26 protein-coding genes and 2 riboswitches are annotated in these 24,261 nt (G+C 65.7%); of the genes, 9 read left to right on the top strand and 17 right to left on the bottom strand.

Features of this window, described 5'->3' with window-relative positions; translation table 11 throughout:
* Positions 1-3: 3 nt before the first annotated feature.
* The 13 genes from gcvH to ACFFF7_RS14400 all read right to left on the bottom strand — a co-directional run bounded on the left by gcvH (position 4) and on the right by ACFFF7_RS14400 (position 10,881).
* Positions 4-375, bottom strand: coding sequence for a glycine cleavage system protein GcvH (gcvH, locus tag ACFFF7_RS14460; protein WP_379482062.1), 372 nt, complete (start codon positions 373-375; stop codon positions 4-6).
* An 11-nt stretch (positions 376-386) separates the two neighbouring features.
* Positions 387-1,523 carry a glycine cleavage system aminomethyltransferase GcvT gene (gene gcvT / locus ACFFF7_RS14455; protein ID WP_379482061.1) on the bottom strand — a complete coding sequence of 379 codons (1,137 nt, stop codon included), beginning with the start codon at positions 1,521-1,523 and terminating at the stop codon, positions 387-389.
* A 31-nt stretch (positions 1,524-1,554) separates the two neighbouring features.
* Positions 1,555-1,661: riboswitch (glycine riboswitch) on the bottom strand.
* Positions 1,662-1,755, bottom strand: a riboswitch (glycine riboswitch). It lies immediately after the preceding riboswitch.
* 75 nt (positions 1,756-1,830) lie between these two features.
* Positions 1,831-2,508 (bottom strand): NAD(P)H-binding protein, encoded by a 678-nt coding sequence (locus ACFFF7_RS14450; RefSeq protein ID WP_379482060.1) that lies wholly within the window; start codon positions 2,506-2,508, stop codon positions 1,831-1,833.
* A complete protein-coding gene (locus ACFFF7_RS14445) occupies positions 2,501-3,682 on the bottom strand; it encodes a deoxyguanosinetriphosphate triphosphohydrolase (RefSeq protein WP_379482059.1) in 1,182 nt (393 codons plus the stop codon). Before ACFFF7_RS14445 ends, ACFFF7_RS14450 begins: the two co-directional genes overlap by 8 nt.
* A complete protein-coding gene (locus ACFFF7_RS14440; protein WP_379482058.1) occupies positions 3,661-4,356 on the bottom strand; it encodes an aspartate/glutamate racemase family protein in 696 nt (231 codons plus the stop codon). Before ACFFF7_RS14440 ends, ACFFF7_RS14445 begins: the two co-directional genes overlap by 22 nt.
* A 73-nt stretch (positions 4,357-4,429) precedes the next feature.
* Entirely contained in the window at positions 4,430-5,416 is a 987-nt protein-coding gene (locus ACFFF7_RS14435) for an SO2930 family diheme c-type cytochrome (RefSeq protein ID WP_379482057.1), read from the bottom strand.
* Positions 5,413-6,624: a parallel beta-helix domain-containing protein gene (locus ACFFF7_RS14430; RefSeq protein WP_379482056.1), complete on the bottom strand. Its 1,212-nt coding sequence runs from the start codon at positions 6,622-6,624 to the stop codon at positions 5,413-5,415. Before ACFFF7_RS14430 ends, ACFFF7_RS14435 begins: the two co-directional genes overlap by 4 nt.
* A 73-nt stretch (positions 6,625-6,697) precedes the next feature.
* Positions 6,698-7,015 (bottom strand): hypothetical protein, encoded by a 318-nt coding sequence (locus ACFFF7_RS14425; RefSeq protein WP_379482055.1) that lies wholly within the window; start codon positions 7,013-7,015, stop codon positions 6,698-6,700.
* Positions 7,016-7,020: 5 nt separating this feature from the next.
* Positions 7,021-7,860, bottom strand: a complete 840-nt coding sequence (locus tag ACFFF7_RS14420) for a class I SAM-dependent methyltransferase (protein WP_379482054.1) — start codon at positions 7,858-7,860, stop codon at positions 7,021-7,023.
* A 9-nt stretch (positions 7,861-7,869) separates the two neighbouring features.
* A complete protein-coding gene (locus ACFFF7_RS14415) occupies positions 7,870-9,330 on the bottom strand; it encodes an NAD(P)(+) transhydrogenase (Re/Si-specific) subunit beta (RefSeq protein ID WP_379482053.1) in 1,461 nt (486 codons plus the stop codon).
* Complete coding sequence (locus ACFFF7_RS14410) at positions 9,330-9,614, bottom strand: NAD(P) transhydrogenase subunit alpha part 2 (protein WP_379482052.1); 285 nt, start codon at positions 9,612-9,614, stop codon at positions 9,330-9,332. The genes ACFFF7_RS14415 and ACFFF7_RS14410 overlap by 1 nt, the downstream gene beginning before the upstream one ends.
* Positions 9,614-10,741 (bottom strand): NAD(P) transhydrogenase subunit alpha, encoded by a 1,128-nt coding sequence (locus ACFFF7_RS14405; RefSeq protein ID WP_379482051.1) that lies wholly within the window; start codon positions 10,739-10,741, stop codon positions 9,614-9,616. The genes ACFFF7_RS14410 and ACFFF7_RS14405 overlap by 1 nt, the downstream gene beginning before the upstream one ends.
* Positions 10,742-10,752: 11 nt before the next feature.
* On the bottom strand, positions 10,753-10,881 hold the full coding sequence (locus tag ACFFF7_RS14400; protein WP_379482050.1) for an aa3-type cytochrome c oxidase subunit IV: 129 nt from the start codon (positions 10,879-10,881) through the stop codon (positions 10,753-10,755).
* Positions 10,882-11,047: 166 nt separating this feature from the next.
* Between ACFFF7_RS14400 and ACFFF7_RS14395 the strand changes: the two genes are divergently transcribed.
* Positions 11,048-12,466, top strand: a complete 1,419-nt coding sequence (locus ACFFF7_RS14395) for a sigma-54-dependent transcriptional regulator (protein ID WP_379482049.1) — start codon at positions 11,048-11,050, stop codon at positions 12,464-12,466.
* Between the two features lie 127 nt (positions 12,467-12,593).
* Positions 12,594-13,373: an SDR family oxidoreductase gene (locus tag ACFFF7_RS14390; RefSeq protein WP_379482048.1), complete on the top strand. Its 780-nt coding sequence runs from the start codon at positions 12,594-12,596 to the stop codon at positions 13,371-13,373.
* On the opposite strand, the gene folP is transcribed toward ACFFF7_RS14390, so the two are convergent.
* Both folP and ACFFF7_RS14380 read right to left on the bottom strand, forming a co-directional pair.
* On the bottom strand, positions 13,362-14,462 hold the full coding sequence (gene folP / locus ACFFF7_RS14385; RefSeq protein ID WP_379482365.1) for a dihydropteroate synthase: 1,101 nt from the start codon (positions 14,460-14,462) through the stop codon (positions 13,362-13,364). The two genes, ACFFF7_RS14390 and folP, sit on opposite strands and share 12 nt — an antisense overlap.
* Positions 14,459-15,592: a site-specific DNA-methyltransferase gene (locus ACFFF7_RS14380; protein WP_379482047.1), complete on the bottom strand. Its 1,134-nt coding sequence runs from the start codon at positions 15,590-15,592 to the stop codon at positions 14,459-14,461. The genes folP and ACFFF7_RS14380 overlap by 4 nt, the downstream gene beginning before the upstream one ends.
* A gap of 326 nt (positions 15,593-15,918) precedes the next feature.
* Between ACFFF7_RS14380 and ACFFF7_RS14375 the strand changes: the two genes are divergently transcribed.
* Complete coding sequence (locus ACFFF7_RS14375) at positions 15,919-16,593, top strand: RBBP9/YdeN family alpha/beta hydrolase (RefSeq protein ID WP_379482046.1); 675 nt, start codon at positions 15,919-15,921, stop codon at positions 16,591-16,593.
* A gap of 13 nt (positions 16,594-16,606) precedes the next feature.
* Here ACFFF7_RS14375 and rnhB read toward each other — a convergent pair whose 3' ends face one another.
* On the bottom strand, positions 16,607-17,248 hold the full coding sequence (rnhB, locus tag ACFFF7_RS14370) for a ribonuclease HII (protein WP_379482045.1): 642 nt from the start codon (positions 17,246-17,248) through the stop codon (positions 16,607-16,609).
* Here rnhB and ACFFF7_RS14365 point away from each other — a divergent pair.
* Genes ACFFF7_RS14365 through ACFFF7_RS14340 form a run of 6 tightly spaced genes read left to right on the top strand, consistent with a single transcriptional unit; the run spans position 17,247 to position 21,939 of the window.
* Entirely contained in the window at positions 17,247-18,389 is a 1,143-nt protein-coding gene (locus ACFFF7_RS14365) for a PQQ-dependent sugar dehydrogenase (protein ID WP_379482044.1), read from the top strand. The genes rnhB and ACFFF7_RS14365 overlap by 2 nt on opposite strands.
* 35 nt (positions 18,390-18,424) lie before the next feature.
* The gene (locus ACFFF7_RS14360) at positions 18,425-18,943 is read left to right on the top strand and encodes a GNAT family N-acetyltransferase (protein ID WP_379482043.1); all 519 of its coding nucleotides are present in this window, start codon (positions 18,425-18,427) and stop codon (positions 18,941-18,943) included.
* Positions 18,944-18,966: 23 nt separating this feature from the next.
* Entirely contained in the window at positions 18,967-19,506 is a 540-nt protein-coding gene (locus ACFFF7_RS14355) for a DUF1285 domain-containing protein (RefSeq protein ID WP_379482042.1), read from the top strand.
* A complete protein-coding gene (locus ACFFF7_RS14350; protein WP_379482041.1) occupies positions 19,503-20,087 on the top strand; it encodes a CoA pyrophosphatase in 585 nt (194 codons plus the stop codon). The genes ACFFF7_RS14355 and ACFFF7_RS14350 overlap by 4 nt, the downstream gene beginning before the upstream one ends.
* Positions 20,081-21,247 (top strand): CCA tRNA nucleotidyltransferase, encoded by a 1,167-nt coding sequence (locus tag ACFFF7_RS14345; RefSeq protein WP_379482040.1) that lies wholly within the window; start codon positions 20,081-20,083, stop codon positions 21,245-21,247. Before ACFFF7_RS14350 ends, ACFFF7_RS14345 begins: the two co-directional genes overlap by 7 nt.
* A 23-nt stretch (positions 21,248-21,270) precedes the next feature.
* The gene (locus ACFFF7_RS14340; protein ID WP_379482039.1) at positions 21,271-21,939 is read left to right on the top strand and encodes a retropepsin-like aspartic protease family protein; all 669 of its coding nucleotides are present in this window, start codon (positions 21,271-21,273) and stop codon (positions 21,937-21,939) included.
* Here ACFFF7_RS14340 and parC read toward each other — a convergent pair.
* A complete protein-coding gene (gene parC / locus ACFFF7_RS14335; protein WP_379482038.1) occupies positions 21,936-24,221 on the bottom strand; it encodes a DNA topoisomerase IV subunit A in 2,286 nt (761 codons plus the stop codon). The genes ACFFF7_RS14340 and parC overlap by 4 nt on opposite strands.
* Positions 24,222-24,261 lie beyond the last annotated feature (40 nt).

The raw sequence follows: 24,261 nt of genomic DNA, 5'->3' as shown, positions 1-24,261 counted from the left end.
GCTTTAGAGCTCCGCGACGTAGGCGTCGTATGCCGCCCGGTCCATCAGGCCGCCCAGCTCGCCGGCGTCGCTCAGCGTCACGCGGAACAGCCAGCCGCCCTGTTCAGGATCGGTGTTGACCAGCTCGGGTTCGCCTTCCAACGCGGCGTTGCTTTCGCTAACCGTGCCGGACACCGGCGAGTAGACATCGCTGGCGGCCTTGACGCTGTCGACCACACAGGGGGCATCGCCCTTCTTTACTGCGGCTCCGGCGGCGGGAAGGTCGACATAGGTGATGTCGCCCAACTGGCCTTGCGCATAATCAGTGATACCGATGGTGCCGGTGTCGCCGTCAACGTCGATCCATTCGTGGTCCTGGGTGAAATAGCGGGGCATTTTGCGGCTCCTCAGCGATTATAGCGGTGGGGGACAAAGGGCATGGGCACGACGCGCGCTGGCAGACGCTTGCCGCGCACGTCGATATCAAGGGTCGTGTCAGGTGCGGCATGGGCGGCATCGACATAGGCCATGGCGATCGGGTGACCGAGGCTTGGCGAGAATCCACCCGAAGTCAGAACTCCAACTTTCTGATTTCCAGCATAGACCTCTGCCCCCTCACGCGCGGCTTGTCGGCCGTCGAGCGCCAGCCCGACCCGCTTACGCGGGGCACCGCCGGCGATTTGCGGCAGGATCCGTCCGGCGCCGGGGAAACCGCCTTCGCTGCGGCGGCGCTTGTTGATGGCGAACAGCAGATCGGCTTCGATCGGGCTGGTTTCGGGGCTAAGGTCATGGCCGTAGAGCGGCAGGCCCGCTTCCAGCCGCAGGCTGTCACGCGCGCCAAGGCCAATCGGGTGCACTTCGGGCTGCTGGGCGATCAGTTCGGCGATCTGCGCGGCGTTCTCCGCCGGTATCGAAATCTCGAAGCCGTCCTCGCCGGTATAGCCCGAGCGGCTGATCCAGGCATCGATCCCGGCAATCTTGAAGGTGCCGCCCTTCATGAAGGTCAGCGCTGTCAGCGGCATCTCCCCTTTGGCGATGCGCGCCAAGGCGTCGACCGCCTTGGGGCCCTGCAGCGCCAGCAAGGCGCTGTCATCGAGGTGCATGATATTGACTTCGTCGGGCAGGCTTTCGCGCAGGTGGGCGATGTCGTCCCACTTGGTCGCACCGTTGACCACCAGGTAGAACCCGGTTTCCCAGCGGGTGACCATCAGGTCGTCAAGGATCCCACCATTTTCGTCCAGCAGCAGCGAGTAGCGCGGGGCATAGGGCTTGAGCGTGGCCAGATCGATCGGCAGCACGGCCTCGAGCGCTGCCTCGACCCCGTCGCCGGAGATGTAGAGCTGGCCCATGTGGCTGACATCGAACAGCCCGGCGCTTTCGCGAGTCCACAGGTGTTCGGTCAGGATGCCCCCGCCTTCGCCATCGTACTGCACCGGCATCCAGTAGCCGGCGAATTCGACCATGCGCCCGCCTAGCGCGCGGTGCCACGCGTCGAGAGGCAGGGTCTGCACGTCGGGTTCTACGTATTGATCGTCTTCGGACACAGGACAGAGCTCCGCACAGGACAAAATGCCACGTGCCCCCTCTGTCACGGAAACCTGAGAGCTTTCCCCGATCGCTGCGACCGGGTTACCCCTTCGGCGGCCCCTGGCGAACCAGGAACACTTTCCAGAGCGTCGCTATCGATCCACGCGGTCCGTTAGCCTGAGAGATTCCGGGGCGGTTGCTCCTTCGGCGTCCGTTGACGAATCAACGAAGCTCTCCCGCGCGATCAGCGACAGTGGCGCGATGCCCAGAGCGGTGCGCCAAGTCAATCATTAGCAAAAATTCTTTCCCCAATCGGAAAAAATACTAGTCCCCGCGCCGCGCCGCGCGAAGGATCGCGTCATGTTCGAAAACGAACCGCCCGGCGGCCTTCTCTTTCGAAAGGCCGATGATCGCCCGCGCCACCGTATCGGCCCGAACCGAGCGATACTTGCGCAGCGAGCCGTGGAGCAACAGATCGGTCAGCGGGCTGGCGATCATCGCCATGCGCTCGGCCACCCGCGTTTCACCCCGCGCGCCCCGCAGCAGACCGGGACGGAGGATATCGAGCCGGGTCAGCCCGATCTTGCCCAACGCCTGCTCGACCTCACCCTTGACCCGAAGGTAAAAGTTCTTGGCCGCCATATCGGCCCCGATTGACGAAACGACGATCGTCTGGCGCACGCCCGCGGCCTTGGCTGCGCGGGCGACGGCCAGGACCAGATCCTGATCGACGGCGCGGAACGCAGCCTGATCGCCGCCGACCTTCCTGATCGTGGTGCCCAGCGCGCAGACCAGCACATCGGCATTGGTCGCGGCGATGGCGTCGGCCCAGTTGTCCGGTTCGGCGACCAGCACTTCCATCCGCGCGCCCGGCGGCAGCGGCACTTCGCGGCGCGCCACGGCAACAAGGCGAAGATCGCTGCGGCCAACTGCCAGGCGGATCAAGCTCTGTCCGATCATACCGGTCGCCCCGACCAGGGCGATGCGGATCGGGTCAGACATTGCTCAGTCCCTCAGGCGTCTTGCCGAAGATTCGGGCATATTCGGAAATGGCGAAGCGGTCAGTCATGCCGGCGATGTAATCGGCGATATGGCGGCTGGTCTGCGGCTCATGCTCGGGCAGGCAGCATTCCCAGCTTTCCGCCATTAGCTCGGGCTGCTGCGAATAGGCGGCGAACAGTCCGGCAGTAACCAGGCGCGCCCGCTCCGCCGTCTGAAGCTGCTGCGGATGGTGATAGAGCCGGTCATACATGAAACGCTTGAGGCCGCGTTCCTCCTCGGCGAGTGCGGCGGAAAAGGCAGCAGTGGCGCGCCCTGACCCGCGCACGTCGGCAGGCGAGGCCATGCCCTGCGCCCGCGCCGCGGTCTCGCCGATCACGTCATTGACCATTAGTCCGATCTGACTGCGGACCAGTTCGCGCAGCTTGCGATCCTTGGGGGCGTGGGGAAACTTGCGTTCGATTGCGTGCCACTGCTCAGCCACGAAGGGCTGGCTCATCAATTCGTCGAGCGTCAGGAACCCGGCGCGCAGGCCATCGTCGATGTCGTGGTTGTCATAGGCGATATCATCGGCCAGCGCCGCGACCTGCGCCTCGAGCGACGGCCAGCTGGTCAGCGCCAGGGGAAAGGCCGCGTCAAGCTCTTCCAGCGCCCAGTTGACCATGCCCAGCGGGCCGTTGTGCTTGGCCAGGCCTTCCAGCACTTCCCACGACAGGTTAAGCCCGTCGTGTTCGATATAGGGGCTGTCGAGACGCATCAGCGTGCGCAGTGCATGGGCGTTGTGATCGAACCCGCCGCGCGCGGCAAGCGCCGCGTCCAGCGCATCTTCCCCGGCATGGCCGAAGGGCGGATGGCCGATATCGTGCGCCAAGCACAGCGCTTCGGTCAGGTCCTCGTCCAGCCCCAGGGCGCGGGCGATCACCCGGCCGATCTGCGCCACTTCCAGGCTGTGGGTCAGGCGGACGCGGTAATGATCGCCGTCCGGGGCTATGAACACCTGGGTCTTGTGGCGCAGCCGGCGGAAGCTGATCGAATGGACGATCCGGTCGCGGTCGCGCTGAAAGGCACTGCGCGGCCCGCGCGCCAATGCCGCCTCAAGCGGAAACTCGCGCCCGCGGCTGTGCGCCGGGTCCGAAGCGTATGGCGCGCGCGCGTTCACCCCTCGCCCATGATCCATTCCACCGCGGCTTCGGCGTGGATCCGGGTGCAGTCGTAGATCGGCAGGACGTTGGCATCGACGTCGACGATCATCTCCAGTTCCGTGCAGCCCAGCACCACTGCCTGGGCCCCGTCCTGGGCGACGTTGGTGATGATCGTCTTGAGTTCACGTTCGGCCTGACGGGTGACCCGGCCCTTGAGCAGTTCGTCATAGATGATCCGGTCAAGCGTATCGACGAAGGCCATCTCGGGCGGCAGCAGTTCGATGTCGCGGGCGATCAGCTTCTGCCGGTAGAAGCTTTCCAGCATGACGTTGCGCGTGCCGATCAGCGCGGCCTTGCGCACCTTGGCCACCGCCATTCGCTCGGCCACGCATTCGGCGATGTGGATCACCGGAACTGACACCGCAGCGGCGACCTGGTCATAGACCTTGTGCATCGAATTGGCACCGATCAGCATCGCGGTTGCGCCGGACTGTTCCAGCCGCCTGGCAGCGTCAGCCAGCACCTCTGCGGCGCGGTCCCACTCTTCGGCGCTCGACAGCCGGGCAAGCGGCGCGAAGTCAAGGCTTTCGATCACCAGCGGCGCGCTCGACGGAAAGCCGGCGCGGGCCTGGACCAGCTTGTTGATGTGATCGTAGTAGGTACGGGTCGACAGCCAGGACATGCCGCCGATCAGGCCGAATTTGCGCAAAAGATAACTCCCGGGACAGCCCTGTTTCGTGCGCCCCATTACGCAAGTGCAGCAAGCAGGTCCAGCGGCGGCTTCACCGCATCATCGTTATCCACGCGCGGACTATCGCCAGACCGGCGGGATCGACGCTGGCACGGCCGAGTTCGGGCATGGCAACGCCGCCTTCCAGGCTGGCAAGGCGATAGGCCAGGATCGAATGGTCGGGATCGCCCGGAACCACGTCGAACAGAAAGGTGCCCGATCCGCGACCGGCGGCGACCGGCCGTTTGTTGATGCCCAGCGCGGCGCGGTCAGTGACGTCCCAGCCGAGGTAAAGACCGGAGTTCGAAGCCGCGCCATCCGGCTTGTGGCAATGCGCGCAATTGGCATCGAGCCAGCCGCGCGCCGCATCCGCCACCGGCACTTTCGCCCGGTCTTCCCACAGGGGGACGCGGCGGCTTACCGCGGGCACCTTGTCGAGCCTGCCCGCCTTGGCAAAGTCGGCCAGCCAGGCGGCGGAGAGGTTGCGCGCCTTGGGTCCGATCGGGGTGAAGGCGTCCCCGGCGGCATGGCATTCCTTACACTGGTTCTTGTTGGGTACGGCATAGTCGATCGCCTGTCCCGCCGGCGTGGTCAGCGCCAGCCGCGCCCCGGCCAGCGCCAGCCGCGCTTCGGTCTGCTCGGCATTCCACAGATAGGGCAGCCCGATCCAGCCGTCGGCGCGGTGCAGCAGGACGCGGGTTTCGATCAGCCGGCCTTGCATCTTGAAGGTCTTGATCAGCGCCGATCCGACCGGCAGATCAAGCAGGCCATCGCCTTGCGCATGCGCCTTCTGCCCGGGCGGAACGAAGACGAAGCGCAGCTTTTCCGCACCGTCCGACCACAGCGGCGTCTGGATGCGATAGGGCGTGACGCCTGCTGCCGGCACCTGCTTTGCGCCATCGGCAAAGAAGCCATACTCGGACAAATTGGCCGGATAGCCCTCCGCGGTCACCGCTGTGGCGGAAACGCCAACCGAGGGCACCGCCTGTGCCGCAACCGACAGCGCAGCAACCAGAACGGCAGCGGCGAGCAGCTTCATCGCTTGAGCCGCGCCTCAAGCGCGGTGGGCGCGCCGACCGGGGCGGGCATCGGAAGAACCGCCGCCATCGGGGCAAAGGCCAGCCCTTCTGGCTTTGCTTCGGTGGGCGAAGCGCCCTGCTTGGGCAAGTTGAGCGACAGGCCGGACAGCTTGGTGCCGACGATCAGCGCGTCCTTGCCGCCAAGCCCGTCCCAGACCAGCGGCGGCAGACTGCCGCCGAACAGGGCCTTGAGTGCATCGCCGCCGGGAAACTGCGGTTCGTTGCCGCCGCCGACGATTCGATTGTCGCCAATCACTATGCGCCGCGGCAAGGGGTTATAGCGCGGGTCCTGGTAGGCATTGGGATAGGCCACAACCATGATTTGCGCGGTCGGATTGTCGACCAGAACGTTGCCCGAAACCGCGACCATTTCGTTGGCCATGACCATGATACCAGTGCCGCGCGGCACACCGGCGACGATATTGCCCTTGGGCGCAAAGTTGGGCGTATCGTTGGCGACGACCGTATTGCCCTCGATCAGGGTATTGCCCCCGCCCATGACCGGCAGCGCGGGCAGATCGAATACCAGGATGCCCCCGGTGTTGCGCGTCACAAGATTGCCGCTGACCAGCGCGTCGCGGCTGTTCTCGATCTCGATCCCGGCGACGTTGTTCTCGACATAGTTGTAACGGACGGTGATCGCCCTGGACTGGCCGACATAGATCCCGGCGTCGGACGCGCCCGACACCTTGCAGCCATCGATCAGCACGCCCGTGCTCTGCACCGGGTAAATGCCATAGGCGCCATTGGTTTCCTTGGGCCCGCCGGTCCAGGTCACGCGGACGCGGTAGTAGGCGATATTGTCGGCGCCTTTCGACTTGATCCCGTCGCCATGGGCATTCTCGACTGCGAAGTCGCGCAGGGTGACCTCGTCCGAAGTGACCAGCAGCCCCTCGCCCGCGCCCTTCTGTCCGGTAAAGTCGAGCACGGTCGAGTCCATGCCCATGCCGCGTACGGTGACCCCCTTGGCATCGAGCGAGAGCCCGTCGCTCATGGCGAAGCGCCCCGCGCCCAGCTGCACCACGTCGCCCGGCTGGGCCAGGATCAGCGCTTCCTGCAAGCGGGCCTGCGCGCCATCTCCGGCAGCGACCTCGATCGTCTTGGCGTGGAGCGGGGCAGCCAGGGCAAGCGCCGTGGCCGCAGCGATCATCAGTGCGGGCATCCTCATGGCGGCGAGTTTCGAACTGACAGGCGTGTAAGTCAACCGGACTCGAACCAAGAAAATGGTCCGCGCGAAACGCCTACTTCTTCTCCGTCGCCAAGCCGCTGGCGCAGAGCGCGGCGGAGCTGGCCGTGACCGACACCGCTTCGGCATCGCCAACCCGGCGCACAGCCGCCACATAGTCCCACAGCGACTTCTTCTCGCCTTTGAGCCGCTTGAGCTTTTGCAGCTGGCCCAGGCTCAGCCGGTCGGTCATCCGGGTGGCCATGCAAGCGGCGTTGGGCTCACTCAGCCCGGCGTCGATCATCGCGCTCTTGACCTGGCCATAGGCCAGCTTGCTGGGCGCACAGGCAGCGGCAAGGACGATAAGGGCAAAGGCAAAGGTGGTTCTGAGCACGCGGGTCAGCCCTTTTCGAGGATGTAGGCCATGGTCGCCGGACCCAGCCTGTCGCGGACGTTGCGCCGCCAATAGCGCATATTGAAGCCCAGCACGCGGCTCAGCACGGCATCGGCGCGCACCGCCGTGGCCGAATTGGCGTTCAGGCCCAACTTGCCCAGCACCTTTGAGAAAGCCCCGACCCGCATCGGCGCGCGGCGCACGATCGTCAGGCCATTGGCCGCGAACATGCGTTCGAGCAGGCGCGGGGGAATGCCGCGTTCGTGCGCGGTCAGCCCGACCCGCGGCTGGGTGAAATCGCCCATCGACACCGCCGGTTCGCGCAGCAGCATCTGCCCGCCGCTGCGCAGCACCCGCGCCAGTTCGCCAACCACGGTGCTGACGTTGGGAATGTGATGCAGCACGGAATAGACCGTGACCAGATCGACGCTGCCATCGGGCAGGTCGATCTTGCCGTCGCTGCGCGGCGCCATGAACCGGGCGGGCTTCCCGCCAATTGTCTCGCGCCACCAGGCCCGGGCCGGTTCGATCGCGATAAACTGATCGACCCGCGGCGCCAGAACCTCGACGTCCCGGGCATCGGCGCAGCCAAAGGCCAGGCAGGTGGGCCAGGTCCTGCCCTTCAGATGGCGATAGAAATGGAAGGCGTCGCTGTGCAGGCTTTCAAAAGGATCGTCGGCCCCAGACTGATAGATCGTCGTCGCCAGGGCATGATAACCCGCTTCCTCGTTGGCGAACCACCGGGCCATCTCTTCAGGCGTGAAGGCATCGCCATAGAGCGCGCGGCCTTCCAACTCGTCGGGCGTTGGCTGCGGCAATCCAAAACGGGTCAGCGGGGCATTCATGGCTGCAGTCTAGTGCGCCAGGCCCTTGTTGATGTCCTCGACCATCTTCTTTGCGTCGGCCAGCAGCATGGTGGTCTGCGGCATGTAGAACACGTCGTTGTCGACCCCGGCATAGCCGACCCCGCCCATCGAACGCTTGATGAAGAACACCTGCTTGGCCTTGTCGACATCGAACACCGGCATGCCATAGATCGGCGATGCCTTGTCCGTCTTCGCCGCCGGATTGACCACGTCATTGGCGCCGATGATGAAGGCGACGTCGGCTGTGGCGAATTCCGAATTGATGTCTTCCAGCTCGAACACTTCGTCATACGGCACGTTGGCTTCGGCCAGCAGCACGTTCATGTGCCCGGGCATCCGGCCCGCGACCGGGTGGATCGCATATTTGACCTCGACCCCCTTGGCCTTGAGCAGATCGCCCATTTCGCGCAGCGCGTGCTGGGCCTGGCTGACCGCCATGCCGTAGCCGGGGATGATGATGACCTTCTCGGCTTCGCCCAGCATGTAGGCCGCGTCCTCGGCGCTGCCGCGCTTCCACGGGCGCTGCTCCTTGGCCTCGCCCGCCGGACCGGCCTCGGCTCCGAAGCCGCCGGCGATCACCGAGATGAAGCTGCGGTTCATCGCCTTGCACATGATGTAGGACAGGATCGCACCCGAGCTGCCGACCAGCGCCCCGGTGATGATCATCGCGGTGTTGTGGAGGGTAAAGCCCATCGCCGCCGCCGCCCAGCCCGAGTAAGAGTTGAGCATCGACACCACCACCGGCATGTCCGCCCCGCCGATCGGGATGATCAGCAGGAAGCCGATGATGAAGGCCAGTGCGGTGACAGTTGCGATCACCCACAGCGACTGGTCGGTCATGAAATAGGCGGTCAGACCCAGGATCGCGGCGAGCGTGGCGAGGTTGATTACGTGGCGTCCGGGCAGCATGATCGGCGCGCCGCTCATCTTGCCCGCGAGCTTGAGGAAGGCGATCACCGAGCCAGAAAAGGTGATTGCGCCGATGGCGATGCCAAGTCCCATTTCGAGCCGGCTCTGCGGCATGATGAACCCGGCCGAGGCGGCGATCCCGAAGGCTTCGGGGTTAAGGTAGGCGGCCCAACCGACCAGCACCGCGGCCATGCCGACGAGGCTGTGAAACGCTGCAACGAGCTGCGGCATGTCGGTCATCTTGATCTTGCGCGCGGTGATCCAGCCGATCGCGCCGCCAATGGCGATGGCGGCGAGGATTTGGGCATAAGCCGCGAAATCAGTGAAAACAAAGATGACTCCACTGGAGAGTAGCTGCTGCTTGGTCGGCTCGTGAACCACAAGCGTCGTCACCACCGCAATCAGCATCCCGATCATGCCAAAGCGGTTGCCGGTGCGGCTGGTGCTTGGGCTCGACAGGCCGCGCAGCGCCAGAATGAACAGGACGCCCGAAGCGAGATATGCCAGCGATGCCCAGGAAGGAGTGACGGCGTGCTCCATCACTTCTTCTCCTTCTTCTTGTACATTGCCAGCATCCGCGCGGTCACGGCAAAACCGCCGAAGATGTTGACGCTGGCCAGCACCACCGCCAGCAGCCCCAGCCACTTCGACGAAGCGCTCCCCGCTGCCGCGGAAGCGATCAGTGCGCCGACAATGATCACCGAGGAGATCGCGTTGGTCACCGCCATCAGCGGCGTATGCAGCGCCGGGGTGACGCTCCACACCACGTAATAGCCCACGAAGCAGGCCATGACGAAGATCGAGAGGATCGAGATGAAGTCCATTATTGCGCCCCCAGCAGTCGTTCGTTGACGACCTTGCCGTCCTGCGTCAGTCGCACGGCATTGCCGATTTCTTCATCCAGCACGGGCCGCCCCGCATCCTTGTCCCAGAACGCGCTAAGGAAATTGAACAGGTTGCGCGCGAACAGCGCGGAGGCGTCGGCCGCAAGGTGCGTCGCGGTGTTGGAAAAGCCGATGATCTTGACGCCGTGCTTGACTACGACCTGATCGGCCACGCTGCCTTCGACGTTCCCGCCCTGGGCCACTGCCAGATCGAAGATCACGCTGCCCGGCTTCATCGACGCGATCTGGGCGTCGGTGATCAGGCGCGGCGCCGCGCGGCCCGGGATCAGCGCGGTGGTGATGACGATATCCTGCTTGGCGATATGGCTGCTTACCAGTTCGGCCTGCGCCTTCTGATACTCCTCGCTCATTTCCGTGGCATAGCCCCCCGCGCCTTCGCCTTCGATACCGGCAACGCTTTCGACAAACACCGCCTTGGCGCCAAGCGACTGGATCTGTTCCTTCGTCGCCGAGCGGACGTCAGTGGCAGAAACCTGCGCGCCCAGCCGCCGCGCGGTGGCGATCGCCTGAAGGCCGGCAACACCCACGCCCATGACGAAGCACTTGGCGGCGCTGATCGTGCCCGCTGCGGTCATCATCATCGGAAAGGCCCGGCCATATTGCCCGGCCGCCTCGATCACCGCCTTGTACCCGGCAAGGTTCGACTGGCTGGAAAGAATGTCCATGCTCTGTGCGCGGGTGATGCGCGGCATGAATTCCATCGCCAGGGCTTCGAACCCGCCATTGGCATAGTCATCGATCCGCGCGCGCTGCCCGAACGGATCGAGCCCCGCGACGATCCACGCCCCGGCATTGGCGCCTTTGAGCAGCGCCGGATCGGGTCCCTGCACGCCCAGCACGATATCCGCGCCCTTGACCGCGCCATCAGCGTGAACAATCTCGGCCCCGGCTGCGGCATAGTCCGCATCGGCAATCGAGGCACCTTGACCAGCCTTGGATTCAACGGCAACTGCCGCACCCAAAGCAATGAATTTCTTGACGGTTTCCGGTGTCGCGGCAACGCGGCTTTCGCCGGCGGCGCGTTCTTTCAGCACCGCGATGCGCATGGCAGCGATGCTCAGGAGATCAGGAAGACAACAAGCGCGGTGATCAGCGCCGTAATCACGATCCCCCACTTCACCAGGCCAAGGAAGCCCGAATAGGTCGAAGTGTGCGCCTTGATGTCGTTGCCAGAGGCCATGTCCATTCCCCAGATCTTCGCCGCCGCGCGGCCTTGGGGTTCGTCTAACCGGACGACAGCGGCACCTCAAGGCCCAAGTGGCCCGAAATCGAACCTAATTCGCAGCCTTAATCGCCTCTTTACCCGTCGGCGCTATCCCCGCGGCGAGACCAGAGGGGCCTACGGCAAGACAATGGCGGATTTCGAACAGCGCACCTTGATGCTGATCGACGATGAACCGGCGCAAAGCCGGCTGATCACCGCGCTTGCCGGGCGCGAGGGCTGGCGCGTGCTGGTGGTGCGCGATTCGGAAACCGCGATCGCCATGCTCGGCACCCGCCAGGGGATGCAGCTCAACGCCATCGTGCTCGATCAATGGGTTCCCGGCGATGATGCCTGCGAACTGATTGCCGAACTCAAGGCGCGCCGCCCGGCCCTGCCGATCCTGATGCTGACCACCAGCGCCTCGCCGCTGCTCGCGGTCGAAGCGATGCGCGCCGGAGCCACCGACTATCTGATCAAGCCGGTCGCCCCCGACCGGCTGATGCTGGCACTGCGCATGGCGACCACCCGCGAGGCACCACGCGACGAACTGCAACCGATGACGGAAAAGATGCCGTCAAGCCCCGACTTCGACGCGATGATCGGTGCTGCGCCAACCTTCCGCACCGCCCTGGCGATCGCCGCGAAGGCGGCGCGCGGCCACAGCCCGGTGCTGATCGAAGGCGAAAGCGGCAGCGGCAAGGAAATGCTGATCCGCGCGATGCAGGCCGCCAGCCCGCGCGCCAAGCTGCCGTTCCGCCTGCTCAATATCGGCGGAATTCCCGCCAATTCGGTCGAATCCGCGTTGTTCGGACATGAAAAGGGTGCCTTCCCTGGCGCGTTCGATCGCCACATCGGCGCACTGCAGCATGCCGATGGCGGCACGCTTGCGCTCGACGAGATCGACCGCCTGCCGGTCCACGTTCAGCAGCGCCTGCTCGAATCGATCCAGCGCGGCGACGTTCGTCCGATCGGGGCGCGCCATTCGTTCCGGGTCGACGTGCGGCTGCTTGCGGCAAGCAACCTGCCGCTCAAGGAAATGGTCGATGGCGGTCACTTCCTGCCCGAACTGCTGACCGCGCTGTCGGGCGCGGTGGTCTATCTGCCGCCGCTGCGGGAACGGACCGGGGACATTGCCGCACTGGCGCGCCACTTCCTGGCCCGGATCGGCGAGCAGCCGGGGCTGCGCGCGCTGGGCATCACCGACGGCGCACTGTCCTTGCTGGCTGCCTATGACTGGCCGGGCAACGTCCGCCAGTTGCAGGCCGTACTTTTCCGCGCTGCGGTGTTCTGCGACGGCGATGCGCTGACTGCCGACGATTTCCCGCAGCTGTCCAGCCTGATCGGCTGTGCACCCGGTTCGCAGCCGCCGGTACAGGAGGGCGTCGGGGTGATGCTCTACACCACCGACGGCAACCTGCGCCCGCTCGAAGAGATCGAAGCCGACGTGATCCGCCTTGCCATCGGCCACTACCGCGGCCGCATGACCGAAGTTGCCCGCCGCCTCGGCATCGGCCGCTCCACACTGTACCGCAAGCTCAGCGAGCTGGGGATTGGCGACGCGGCCTGACCGCGCTATTACGGGGCCTGCAAATGCAGGAGTTCCTCAATTGGTCCAGTGACACCGCCCCGGCGGATTGATCCCGAAAGGCGGCTGCGATGCCGCCAACGACCAATTGCATTCAAAAGGAACTCTCATGCCCCGACTTCAGGGAAAACTGTGCGTCGTCACCGGCGGCTCCCGCGGCATTGGCCGCGCCCTTTGTCAGGCCTTCAGCAATGAAGGCGCGACTGTCATCCTGACCGATATCGACCGCGAAGCAGGTCAGCACAGTGCCGACGCGCTCGGCTGCCGCTTCATGCCGCTCGACGTGCGCGCGGAAGCGGACTGGGCCGCGCTGGCCAAACAGGTCCCGGCCTGCGACGTGCTGGTCAACAATGCCGGGATAACCGGCTTCGAAAGCGCCACCGGTCCCCACGACCCTGAACACGCCAGCTTGGCCGACTGGCGCGCGGTCCACGCCACCAACCTCGATGGGACATTCCTGGGCTGCCGCTATGCAATCGGGGCGATGAAGGCCAAGGGTACCGGCTCGATAATCAACGTCTCGTCACGGTCCGGACTGGTCGGCATCCCCGGCGCGGCAGCCTATGCCAGTTCCAAGGCGGCAGTGCGCAATCACACCAAGTCGGTGGCGCTGTACTGTGCCCAGAACGGCTGGGCGATCCGCTGCAACTCGCTCCATCCCGCGGCGATCCTGACCGAAATGTGGGATGCGATGCTGGGTGATGGCCCAGACCGGGCCGAACGCATGGCGGCCTTCGTCGCCGATACCCCCTTGCGGCGCTTCGGAACGGTTGCGGAAGTGGCCGCTGTCGCGGTCATGCTCGCCTCGGACGAAGCTGCTTATGTCACCGGGGCGGAATTCAACGTCGACGGGGGTCTGCTCGCCGGCTCGGCGGCGTCACCCGGCTAGCTGGCTGAAATCGGTCAATGCGGCGTCCCTGAGCCCGCGCCAGACGCGCAGCGCCTGGACCGTTTCGGGGACGTCGTGGACCCGCAGCAACTGCACCCCGGCGTCCATGCCCTTGAGCGCCAGCGCCACGCTGCCGCCGAGGCGCTGGTGCGCCGCGGCTTCGTTCGACAAGGCGCCGATCATCCGTTTGCGGCTGGCGCCGAGCAGCAGCGGCTGGCCCAGCGCGTGGAACAGCGGCAGGGCGTTTATCAGGGCCAGGTTCTGCGCTACGTCCTTGCCGAAGCCGATGCCCGGATCGAGCACGATCTTGTCACGCGCGATACCGGCGGCAATCGCCGCATCGCGCCGGGCGACAAGCCAGTCGAACACGTCGAGCACGACGTCGGTGTAGCGCGCATCGGCGTGCAGATCGTCGCCCTCGCCCGGCGCGTGCATCAGCACCACCGGCGCACCGGATCGCGCCGCAAATTCCAGGCTGCGCGGATCGTGTCGCAGCGCGGACACGTCGTTGAGGACGTGTGCGCCGGCGGCCAGCGCCGCTTCCATCACACCCGGACGGCGGCTGTCGATGCTGATCGCCGCACCGGATTTTGCGAGGCGCTCGATCGCCGGGATGACGCGCTTGAGCTCGTCGCCCTCCCACACCGCTGCAGCGCCCGGGCGGGTGCTTTCCCCGCCCACATCGATGATCGCCGCCCCGGCCTCGAGCATGGCAGCGGCGTGGGCATTGGCGACGTCGGGATTGTCCATGAACTGCCCGCCGTCAGACATGCTGTCCGGCGTGACATTGAGAATGCCCATGACTTGCGGCTGGTCGAGCCGGATCGTTCGCGTGCCGCATTGAAGCGGGGGATGCAGGCGCTGCAGATTGTCGAACTGCTCGCGCACTGCCTCTGGCAGGTCGCCCAGCGCGGCGCGCAATTCGGGCAGCGAATAGCGCGTGCGGGCGGTGACCTTGGCGCCGACCCGCGCGATCAGGGCAAAGCGGCTGGCATAGACCAGCCCGCCGGCCAGGCGCAGCGCCTCGCCCTCCTCGCTTTGCGGGGATTCGGCGAGGGCAATCGGGCGAAGGTAATGGCGCAGGGTCAGTCCTCGGTCGCGAGCAGATAGAGCTGGCGGATGGCGTCGAGCGGCTTGATCTCACCTTCATGCTCGACGTGCCAATAGGACCAGCCGTTGCAGCTTGGCGCGCCTTGCAGTTTCGCACCAAGGCCGTGGATCGAGCCGCTGTCGGCGCCGCAGACCAGCGAGCCATCGGCGCGAACCGTGGCCTGGACCTTGCGCTTCTTGTCGCTGATGACCGTGCCTGGGGCAATCCAGCCGGTTTCGACCAGCGCGCCGAAGGCAACGCGGGTCGCGGCCCGGGGGCTCTGCATCGTCGTCACCGCGCTCTCATCAAGCGGCAGGGCCAGTTCGATCCGCTCCAAGGCGGCTTCGCGGTACAGGCTTTCACGCTCGCAGCCGATCCATTCGCGGCCCAGCCGCTTGGCCACCGCCCCGGTCGTGCCGGTGCCGAAGAACGGATCGAGCACGACGTCGCCCTTGTTGGTTGTCGCCAGCATCACCCGGTAGAGCAGCGCTTCGGGCTTTTGCGTCGGATGGACCTTGTGGCCGCCCTTCTTGAGCCGTTCCTGCCCGCCGCAGATCGGCAGAACCCAGTCCGAACGCATCTGCAATTCGTCGTTGAGGGTCTTCATTGCGCGGTAATTGAAGGTGTACTTGGCCTTCTCCCCCATCGAGCACCAGATCAGCGTTTCATGGGCATTGGTGAAGCGGGTACCCTTGAAATTGGGCATCGGGTTGGCCTTGCGCCAGACCACGTCGTTGAGGATCCAGAACCCCATGTCCTGGAGCATCGCGCCAAGCCGGAAGATGTTGTGATAGCTGCCGATCACCCACAGCGAGCCGTTGGGCCGCAGCACGCGGCGCGCCTCGGTCAGCCATTCGCGGCTGAACTTGTCATAGGCGGCAAAGCTGTCGAACTGGTCCCAGTGATCGGTCACCGCATCGACATGGCTGCCATCGGGCCGCGAAAGATCGCCGCCCAGCTGCAGGTTATAGGGCGGATCGGCAAAGATCATGTCGACCGATGCATCGGGGATGGTCCGCATCGCTTCGATGCAGTCGCCATCGAGGATCCGCCCGAGCGGCAGTTCCCCGCGCACAGCCTCGCTGGCGGCGCGCAGTCGCGCCCTGGTCTTTTCGGCAGTCTGGCCCATGATTTTCGTTCGATCCCCCTTCGCGAACCCTCAGGGTGAGTTATCCACAGGCCCCCGTCAAGCGGCGACTCCGCGGGAATCCTAGCGATTCATGGTTAGCGAAGGGTTACCAAAAGCGGAACGGAACGAGTCCGGCACACGATGTTGAGTCCGCGGATTCAGGCGGGACTCAAGATGTAGTGGGTGTGGCGCAGACGACTCTGAAAGAAAAATTTCGATCGTCAGAACCGTAAGGCCTATTGTCTATCAATTCAGTTGAGTTAAATCGGAACGCGTCGGGACGTATTCCAAGTCGACCGGCCTCCCCCACTCCACGGAGACCGAACATGAGCACCATCATCCCGGGGCAAAGCAACCACGCCCCCTTGATCCTGACCGTCCCCGGACTCGACAACAGCGGTCCGGACCACTGGCAGACCCGGTGGGAGCGGCAGCGCGGCGATTGCCAGCGGGTCGATCTGGGGATGTGGAGCAAGCCCCACCGCAACACCTGGGTCAACAAGCTGAACCTGGCGATCCGCGAGGCCAATTGTCCGGTCATCCTGGTCGCGCACAGCCTCGGCTGCCTGGCGGTGGCGTGGTGGGCCCAGCTGGAACAGCCGGGACCGGACAGCCCGATCCGCGGCGCCCTGCTAGTCGCCCCGCCCGAGGTCGACTTCTTCCCCCGCGACGAACGGATTGCCAGCTTTGCGCCAACGCCGTCGATCCGGCTGCCGTTTCCTTCGATCCTGATCGCCAGCCACGACGATCCCTACATGGGCTTTCGCACCTCGCGGCGCCTGGCGAGGGTCTGGGGCAGCAACTTTGCCGATGCCGGCAAGGTCGGGCACATCAATGCGGATTCGGACATCGGTGATTGGCCGTTTGGACAATTCATGCTGGGGATTCTGCTGCGTAGGACCGGACCGGAGGTTCGGGGACAACGGGCTGAGGCGCCCACCACAAGGGACGTGAATCAGGGGTTCGAACACTCCACCGATGCGGACCGGCTGTCGCTGTGATCGCCCGTTCCGCTCAGCCGAGCGGCAAATCGCACTGCGCGACTGGAGCAAAGCTGCGGCGATGCAGCGGCGTCGGACCGTGGCGGCGAAGCGCCGCGAGGTGTTCGGCGGTGCCATAGCCCATGTTGCGTGCCCACCCATAATGTGGATGCATTTCGGCGTGGGCGCGCATCACCCGGTCGCGGTGTTCCTTGGCGAGGATCGAGGCGGCGGAGATGCAAGGCTCCAGCGCGTCCCCGCCAATGATCGCACGTGCCGGCCAGCGCCATTCCGCCACGCACCCGGCCGGGGTCTTGTTGCCGTCGATCAGCACCTGGTCGGGGTCGAAGCCAAGTTCGGCCACCAGCGCAGCGACCGCGCGGGTCATCGCCAGCATGGTCGCCGCGAAGATGTTGATCCGGTCGATCTCGTCAGCCTCGACCACGCCCAGCGCCCAGTGGCACGACTGCTGGATCAAAGGCTCAAGCACCGCGCGGCGCCTGGCTGACAGCTTCTTGGAATCGTCGAGCCCGGCAGGTGGAGCGGCCCCCAGCACACAGGCCGCCGCCACGACGGGACCCGCCAGCGGCCCACGCCCTGCTTCGTCGACACCAATCACCAGCCGGTCGGCGGGGGACTTGGCAAGCAAGACAGGCTGGGCGATGGTATCCGGCATGAAAACAAAGCTCTTCGCCGCCTTATCGCCACTCGCCCTGCTCGCCGCAAGTTGCCACGCGACGGCAGCAGGGGATAGCAGCGCGCCCGCTCCGTCGGTGGGCCAAGCCTTTGCGGTCAAATCACTCGCAACGCTCGACGAGCCGTGGGCGATGGCCTTGCTGCCCGGCGGGACCTCGGCGCTGATTACCGAAAAGGCCGGCAAGATCTGGCTGGTCGACCTGATCAATGGCGCGAAGGTGCCGGTGGGCGGCGCGCCAACGGTGGACTATGGCGGGCAAGGCGGTCTGGGGGATGTGGCACTGGCACCCGATTTCGCGACCAGCAAGGTGATCTATCTGACCTGGGTCGAAGCCGGCCCGCGCGACACCCGCGGCGCGGTTTTGGGCCGGGCCACCCTCGATCCCGCGGCGCCGCAACCCGGGCTTGAAGGCCTGACAATGATCTGGCGGCAAAGCCCCAAGGTTACCGGGCGCGGCCACTTTTCGCACCGCATCGCTTTCTCTCCCGATGGCAAGTTTCTGTTCCTGTCCTCGGGCGAGCGGCAGAAGTTCACGCCGGCGCAGGACCTTTCCAACAACCTCGGCAAAGTGCTGCGCCTTAACCGCGATGGCACGCCGGCGGCGGGCAATCCCTTCGAAGCCAGGGGCGGCACCGCGCGCGAAATCTGGTCCTACGGCCACCGCAACCTGCTCGGCCTGCAATTCGATGCTGCCGGACAACTATGGGACCTCGAACACGGCCCCGCCGGTGGTGACGAACTCAATCTGGTCAAGCCAGGACAGAACTATGGCTGGCCGCTGGTTTCGGACGGCGATCACTACGACGGCAAGGCGATCCCGCGCAACAAGACCCGCCCCGATCTGGCCCAGCCCGCGATCAGCTGGAACCCGGTGATCGCGCCGGGCGATTTCATCTTCTACAGCGGCAGGATGTGGCCCGAATGGAAGGGCCACGCGCTGATCGCCGCGCTGGGCAGCGAGGGGCTGGTCCGGGTGCGGATCGATGGCGAAAAGGGCATTGAAGAGGCGCGCTATCCGCTGGGGGCACGTATCCGCGAGATCCGCGAAGCACCCGATGGCGCGCTTCTGCTCCTTGAGGATGGAGAAGGCGGCCGCCTGCTGCGCCTGACGCGCAAGTAGACACGGGCGCCCCCAGCCCCTATCGGCGCGCCTCGATGACCGAGGCCCTGACCCTGATCCCGCTCGACAATGTCGATCCCGCGCTGGTTGAAGCGCTCCTCGACCGCGCGTTCGAGCCGGAGCGGCGGCAGCGTACCGCCTACAAGCTGCGCGAGGGCGTCGACTGGCTGCCCGGACTGAGCTTCGCAGCGATCGACGGCGAGGAGTATCTGGTCGGCACGATCCAGTGCTGGCCGGTGGCGCTGACCGATCCTTCCGGCCGCGCGCACCCGCTGATCCTGGTCGGCCCGGTTGCGGTTGCGCCCGAGGCGCAGGGCCTGGGTTACGGCAAGGCGCTGATGACCGCGGCGCTGGGCGCACTCGATCCGCGCGCGCCGCTGCCGCAGGTGATGATCGGCGATCCCGAATACTACGGCCGCTTCTGGGGTTTCACCGCCGAACCGACCCGCGGCTGGACCCTGCCCGGCCCGTGGGAACCGCACCGGTTGCTGGTCCGCACCAGCAATCCCGCCGTCCTGCCCCGCGAAGGCACGCTGGGGCCTTGGCGCAGCTAGACCAATCTGGCATCGCAGCGTCAATGCCGTACGAACCGCCTCCTGAAATTGCTGAACTGTCGCTAGTGGCGCTGGCCGAACTGGTCGCCGCGCGCAAATTGCCGCCAGTCGATCAGTGGACGCCGCAGGCAGTCTCTGACAGCAGGATGGTCATCAAAGGCGACGGCCGCTGGTTCCACGACGGCGGCGAAATCAGGCGGCCGGCAATGATCCGCGCCTTTGCCGGACTGCTTCGGCGCGACACCGATGGCCAGCACTGGTTGGTCACCCCGGCCGAAAAGCAGGCCATAGCGGTAGAGGATGCTGCGTTCATCGCCACCGATGTCAGCCGCATCGGTGACGCGCTGGTGTTCCGCCTCAATAGCGATGACACGGTGATTGCCGATGCCGGTCATCCCCTGGTCGCACGCGGCGATGGCGACACCCCGGCGCTGTATCTGGCCGTGCGCCACGGCACCGAAGCGCGGCTCAACCGCAGCACCTGGCTGCAGCTGGTCGACCTGGCCGAGACCGACCTGAGCGTGAACAGTCGCGGCGCGCGTTTCTCGCTGGTACCGGCATGAGCGAACTTGTCGCGCGCCTGCGCCACCTCCATGCCGAGGGTCATGCAGCGCCGATCGAGGGGCTTCACCAGGATCACCGCGACCTGCCCGACACGCTGCGTCCCGCGGCCGTTCTGGCCGCAATCACCGAGCGCGAACGGCCGGGCTTTCTGCTGATCCACCGCCCCTCCAACATGCGCTCGCACCCCGGGCAGGTGGCCTTTCCCGGCGGCAAGATCGATCCCGGAGAAACACCGATCGAAGCCGCGCTGCGCGAAGCCAACGAGGAACTGGGGATCGATCCCGGCGATGTCACCGTGATCGGGGCCAGCGACGAATACCGCACCGGAACCGGCTATGCCGTGACCCCGGTGATCGCGGTGGTGCCGCCCGACCTGGTGCTGTGCCCCAACCCCACCGAAGTTGCCAAATGGTTCGAAGCCCCGGTCGACTTTGTATTCGATGCCGCCAACCAGAAAAGCCAATCGGCGTTTTGGCAGGGCGCGGAAAGGCGCTACATTGAGATCATGTGGCAGGAACACCGCATCTGGGGGGTGACCGCAGCGATCATCGCCAATCTGGCCAAGCGCATCGCGTGGTAGATCGCCTGCCCGCCGCAGACTGGACTGGGCGCGCCGATCTGGCGGCGCTGGTGGCTGCGCTCGGCCCAGGCCAGGCGCGCTATGTCGGCGGGGCGGTGCGCGACACCTTGCTGGGGCTGGCGGTCAAGGACATCGATCTTGCCACGCCGCTCGATCCCAAGACAGTCATGGCCAAAGTGCGCGAGGCGGGTTTCCAGCCGGTCCCGACCGGGATCGAGCACGGCACGATCACCGCCGTCCTGCCCAGCGGCGCGGTCGAGATCACCACGCTGCGCCATGACGTCAGCACCGATGGTCGCCGCGCCACCGTGGCTTTCGCGAGCGACTGGCAGGACGACGCCGCGCGGCGCGATTTCACTATCAACGCGCTTTACGCCGATCCGGCGAGCGGCGAGATTCTCGACTATTTTGGCGGCCGCGAAGACCTCGCCGCGCGGCGGCTGCGTTTCATCGGCGATCCGCGCCAGCGCATCCGCGAGGATCACTTGCGCATCCTGCGTTACTTCCGCTTCCAGGCGCGGTTCGGCTCGCAGCCGGCCGATCCGGCGGCGGAGCAGGCCTGCGCCGAACTGGCCGCGACGCTCAAGGGCCTGTCACGCGAACGGGTTGGCATGGAGATGATGAACCTGCTCGGCCTGCCCGATCCGGCACCCACGGTGGCGCGAATGGCGCAGCTGGGCGTGCTCGATGTCGTCCTGCCTGAGGCTGACGTTGCCGCCCTCGCCGCGCTCATCGAACAGGAACGGCTGCAGGAAGTCACCCCCGATGCCTTGCGCCGCCTCGCCGCGCTGCTCCCCGCCGAGGTTCCTTTGGCTGAGGCCGTGGCAAGCCGGTTCCGCCTGTCGGGCGCACAGAAGAAGCGGCTGGCACTCGCGGCAGGGCGTGAGGGCTTCGTTTCTAACGCCCGCGCCCTTGCCTATCGCCTCGGCCACGAAAGTGCGCTCGATCGCCTGCTCCTCACCGGCCAAAGCATTGCCCCGCTCGATGGCTGGACGATCCCGACCTTCCCGCTCAAGGGCGGCGACATCGTTGCGCGCGGGGTTACGGCCGGACCGCAGGTGGCCCGCACGCTACAGGCCGTCGAAACCCAGTGGATCGCCGAGGGCTTTCCCGATGCCGCCCGTGTGCGCCGCATCCTCGACGAATTATTGCTGGCCTGAAGGCGCTCATCGCAGCGCAAGCATTGGCGTGCTATCCAGCCGCCATGGCGCTCGACGATCTGGCCGCATTCCTGCTGCAGCAGCCCCTGTTGGCACTGGCCATGGCGGCAATACTGATGTCGGTCCTGGGTTCGCTGGTGATCCGCGCAGTGCCGGGGTTCGGCCAGTTCCTGCGCGGCATGGGCACGCTGGGCATCGTCGCGGTGCTGCTGCTGACCATCGCCCAGGCGGCACGCTTGTCCAGCGGCAGCGACATGTCGTTGGCCATCGCCGGGCTCAAGCAGCAAACCGTTGCCGGCGGCGAAACGCGGGTGCCGATGGGGCTCGACGGACATTTCTGGGTCCGCGCCCAGGTCAACGGCATCGAACGACGCTTCCTGATCGACACCGGCGCGACCCTGACGGCCATTTCGCCGGGCACGGCGGAAGCGGCGGCGATGGAAACTGGCGCCCTGCCCCGCAACGTGGTCCTGCAGACTGCCAACGGACCGACCCCAGCCCGGTTGGGCACGATCGGCGAACTGCGTTTCGGCAATGTCGTTGCCCGCGATCTCGACGCCGTGGTCGCACCGGGTCTGGGTGAAACCAATGTGATCGGCATGAACCTGCTGACCCGGCTCGCCAGCTGGCGGGTCGAGGGCCGTACGTTGATTCTGCTGCCGAGGAATCCGCAGCAGACCGACATGCGCTAGAACTTGTTGTCCCGCGGGAAGCCATTGGGCGGCAAGCGACCGGCCGCGCCGCGCGCAACCTTCCACAGCCGCATGTCGCTCTCGGTGCGAGTACGGCCGCTGTCGCCGCCCATCTTCCAGCTCAATCCCTCGTCGAGCTTGAGCGTCACCGCATCGGCCAGTCCGCCGTCTCGATAGCGCTGCAGGGTAACGCCCTGCCCCTTGGCCAGGACTGGCAGCTCTTCCAGGCTGAACAGCACCAGTTTGCGGTTGTCGCCAACCACGGCAACATGATCGTGCTCGGCGGGAATTTCGCGCACCACGGCCAATTTGACCCCCGGCTTGGTGTTCATCACGCCGCGGCCCTTGCGGGTTTCCGCGAGCAGTTCGTCGGCCTCGGCCGCAAATCCGCGGCCCTGGTTGCTGGCCAACAGCAGCTGTGCCTTGGGCCGGTGGACCAGCAGCGCTACGATTGCCGCCTCGGCATCGATGTCGATCATCGTTCGGATCGGCTCGCCAAATCCGCGCGCGCTGGGCAGCTTGTCGCAGCCCAGGGTATAGAACCGGCCGTTGTCGCAGGCGATCAGCAGCTTGTCAGTGGTCTGGGCGTGGAGCGCGAAAGCCGGGCCGTCGCCTTCCTTGAACTTGAATTCGCGGTCCAGCGGCTCGTGGCCAGAAGCGCCGCGGATCCAGCCCTTGGCCGAGAGGATCACCGTCACTGGCGCCTTCTCGATCATCGCGTCCATCGAAAACTCGATCGTCGGCGCGGCTTCGGCAATCGTGGTGCGGCGACGGCCGAGCGCGGTGTCCTCGGCATAGTCCTTGCGCAGGTTGGTCAGATCGCGCTTCAATCGCGTGCGCTGGCGCGCCGGGCTGTCGAGCAGCTTCTGCAGCTCGTCCCGCTCGAGCAGCAGCTCGGCGTGCTCCTTGCGCAGCTCCATTTCCTCGAGCCGGCGCAAGCTGCGCAGCCGCATGTTGAGGATCGCTTCGGCCTGGCGGTCGTTGAGCTCGAACTCCGCCATCATCAGCACTTTGGGCTCATCCTCGGTGCGGATAATCTCGATGATCCGGTCGAGGTTGAGGAAGGCGATAATATAGCCTTCGAGCAGTTCGAGCCGCGAGGCGATCTTGTCGAGCCGGTGCTGGGTGCGGCGCAGCAGGATGTCGATCTGGGCGATGACCCATTCCTGCAGCAGCAGCTTCAGACCCATCACCCCCGGGGTGCGGCTGGCGTCGAGGACGTTCAGGTTGAGGCTGAAACGGCTTTCCAGATCGGTCAGCTTGTAGAGCGATTCCTTGAGCAGTTCGGGATCGACGTTGCGGCTCTTGGGCACGAAGACGATCCGCACCTGGGTATCGCTTTCGTCGCGCACGTCTTCAAGGATCGGCAGTTTCTTGTCGGCAATCGCCTGGGCAACCTGCTCGATCAGCTTGCCCTTGGGCAGCATGTAGGGGATCTCGCTGATCACCAGCTGCCATTGCCCGCCGCTGAGCTTTTCGATCCCGCTCTCTTCCCAGGTGCCGTCATCTTTGCGCCCGGTCGAGAAGCGACCGCGCACGCGGAACGCGCCCTTGCCGGTTTCGTAAGCGGCAGAGATCGCCGCCGCGCTGTCGACCACCACCCCGCCGGTGGCGAAGTCCGGCCCCTTGAACACCTCCATCAGCTGGGCGTGTTCGACGTGGGGGTTGTCGATCAGCAGCATGGTCGCGTCGATTACTTCGGCGACGTTGTGGCTGGGGATCGAGGTTGCCATGCCCACAGCGATCCCGGTCGATCCGTTGGCGAGCAGGTTGGGGAACAGCCCGGGGAAGATCTCGGGCTCTTCCTCCTCGCCGTTGTAGGTCGGGATGAAATTGACCGTGCCTTCGTCGAGGCCGGCCATCAGCTGGATTGCGGTCTTGGTCAGGCGGGCTTCGGTGTAGCGGTAGGCGGCGGCGTTATCGCCGTCGATGTTGCCGAAATTGCCCTGCCCGTCGACCAGCGGATAGCGCAGGCTGAAATCCTGGGCGAGCCGGACCATCGCGTCATAGACCGACTGGTCGCCGTGCGGGTGATACTTGCCGATCACGTCGCCGACGACGCGGGCCGATTTCTTGAAGGCCTCGCTCGGGCTGAGCTTGAGCTGCCGCATCGCCCATAGCAGGCGGCGGTGGACCGGCTTCAATCCGTCGCGCAGGTCGGGCAGCGAGCGCGCGGTGATCGTCGACAGGGCATAGACGAGGTAGCGTTCCGACAGCGCGCTATCGAACGGCGCGTCGACGATGGCGTCAAAGGGATCGGGTTCGGTCAGGTCAATGGTCATTGCCCGACCGCCCTAGCAACGCGGCAGGGTGAAGGTAACC

Origin of the sequence: Novosphingobium aquiterrae (genome assembly GCF_042434435.1) — a bacterium.
Lineage (GTDB): Bacteria > Pseudomonadota > Alphaproteobacteria > Sphingomonadales > Sphingomonadaceae > Novosphingobium > Novosphingobium aquiterrae.
This window is presented reverse-complemented; position numbering and strand designations above follow the sequence as displayed.